This window comes from Glaesserella sp., from assembly GCF_041817755.1.
Taxonomy (GTDB): Bacteria; Pseudomonadota; Gammaproteobacteria; order Enterobacterales; family Pasteurellaceae; genus Glaesserella.
In genome coordinates this window covers 1-2,525 of the sequence record NZ_JBGYBX010000035.1, presented here as the reverse complement: position 1 = coordinate 2,525, position 2,525 = coordinate 1, and the positions used below count along the sequence as shown (strand labels likewise).

The window sequence follows — 2,525 nt, the reverse complement described above, 5'->3', positions numbered from 1 at the left end:
AACTGGTTTCGGTACAGGTGGTTGGCAATTGGCAGCAGTTAGCTGGTGTTCAAAAGCAGAACGCAAAACGTTGATTGCGGACGGCGGCGTTCGTACAAACGGTGATATTGCGAAATGTGTACGTTTCGGAGCATCTATGGTAATGATCGGATCATTATTCGCTGGACACGACGAATCACCAGGTGGAATTAAAGAAATTAACGGTCAAAAATATAAAGAATACTTCGGTAGCGCGTCTGAGTATCAAAAAGGCGAGCGTAAAAACGTCGAAGGCAAGAAAATTTTAACGCCTTACAGAGGTAAACTAAGCGATACATTGACGGAAATGCGACAAGACTTGCAATCTTCCATCTCATACGCAGGTGGAAATGATTTAGCATCTATCCGTAAATGTGATTACGTTTTAGTTAAAAACTCTATCTATAACGGAGACAGCTCCAATCAAGCAATCATCGAAGCAGGACGTTCAAGCTTTGGTGAAGGCGATACAATTCTATAGTACTTTCTGAAGCAGATTAGGTTATCTTTCCTAATCTGCTTTTTTCATATCCGTTTTTAGTATAAAATGAAAGTACATAAAAAGAAAAAGAGGCGAATCATGTGAAAAAGTATGTATATGCAGAGCTTTTTTATTGCGCAAATGGTGTTAAAGGTCCCGGATATCTAGCGATCGAAGATGGGAAGTTTGGAGGATTTCAAACGGAGAAGCCGGAAGGTGAAATCTTGGACTACAGTGGCAAGCAGGTAGCACCCGGATTTGTAGACACACATATTCATGGTTATAACGGCCATGATGTCATGGATAATAATGTTGAAGGTTTAAATATTATTTCCGAAGGTATTTTATCTTGTGGCGTAACATCTTATTTGCCTACAACGCTAACCGCTCCAACAGAAGATTTGGATGCGGTCTGTCAGACGATTGGGGAGAACGTCGATAAAATTAAAGGTGCAAAAATACAAGGTATTTTCCTTGAGGGACCTTTCTTTAATGAGAAATATAAAGGAGCACAAAACCCTAAATATATGAACGATCCGTCCATTACGACCTTGAAAAAATGGCAAGAATTAGCAAATGGATCAGTTCGTAAAATTGCTATTGCACCAGAACGAGAAGGGGCATTACCATTTATCGATTATGCGACTAAGAATGCCATTAACGTTGCAATCGCCCATACGGATGCGACCTATGAGCAATGTAAAGCGGCGGTTGATCAGGGCGCAAACATCTTTGTTCATACATTTAACGGTATGCGTGGACTTCACCACCGTGAACCGGGTGTGGTAGGTGCTGCAATGAGTCTGAAAGATGCCTTTTCAGAATTAATTTGTGATGGCCATCATGTTCATCCGGTATCAGCGGGTATTGTAATGGATGCGCATGGCCGTGACAAAACGATGTTTGTGACGGATTGTATGCGCGGTGGTGGAATTGGCGAGGGAGACTCCATGTTAGGGGAATTCGAAGTTACGATTAAAGACGGTGCAGCACGGTTGAAATCAGACGGTAACTTAGCCGGTAGCGTATTGGAAATGATTACCGCGGTTCAAAACGTTGTTGCTTGGGGAATTGCGACGCCAGAAGAAGCGATTAACATGGCAAGCATTGTTCCGGCTAAGAGTGTAGGCATTGATGATCGCTGTGGACAAATCAAGAAAGGGCATCCTGCTGATTTCTTGATACTTGACCAAGATTTAGGTCTGCTTGAAACCTATTTAGACGGTAAGTCTGTGTTTAGAAAATAATAAAATAAACAAATGTTTAAATTTAATCGTCAGTAGTCGTTTAATTAAACAATATCGTATCTTAATGTTGCTTAATTTTTAACTAAATTTAAAAATATATCGCTATTTAAAAAGAGATGAATTCTAACTTAATTTTAATCTTATCTAGGTTTTCGTCCATTGTTAGTGATATTTATAATAATATTCAGTAACATATTTTTAGTAAAATGCAAATTAAAACGTAAGATTGCTTAAAATTTTAATTTGTATTTATAGGTCATAAAAGATTATAATATAAGTGACGATGGCGTAATAAACTTTCGTCAAACATTAGTTTATACGCAAACAAAAAAGGAGGGCCAAAATTAGATTCGTTTCTTAGGCATTTGTTGTCAGATGTTTTAGTAAAAGCAAATCGTCGTTTCTTTTCGTTGGTCCCTCGAAATAAAATAATTGAATAAAAAAATCCTCGAATTAAAGGCTTTTTCGATTTATACTCACTTCAAAATGACTAACGAATGTCAGCCTGCTGAACTTGGATGTATTTTAAAATGAGAATCGCTCCTTATTTGGAACGATTCTTGTTGTATTTAAGAAGAGGGGTAGCGCTATTTGTAGGCATTTGTTATTATGAGAGTGTTAAATTTTTGAAGTACGATTCAATGTCAAATGAGGCGCTTTTTGGATACGTCATCTTGTAGAGGAGAGAGTAAAATATATAAAGTAATTCAAAAATTAATAGACAGGCCTGAGTTCCTCAAACGAAGTGTTTATTGGCTTCTATTTATTTGTATGCTTTT

2 protein-coding genes are annotated in these 2,525 nt (G+C 37.7%); both read left to right on the top strand.

The window, feature by feature from the left end; translation table 11 throughout:
• On the top strand, positions 1–499 hold a 499-nt coding region (locus ACEYKX_RS04675), incomplete at its 5' end, for an IMP dehydrogenase (protein ID WP_373780566.1).
• Between the two features lie 101 nt (positions 500–600).
• Positions 601–1,746, top strand: coding sequence for an N-acetylglucosamine-6-phosphate deacetylase (nagA, locus tag ACEYKX_RS04670; protein ID WP_373710734.1), 1,146 nt, complete (start codon positions 601–603; stop codon positions 1,744–1,746).
• The last annotated feature ends 779 nt before the right edge of the window (positions 1,747–2,525 follow it).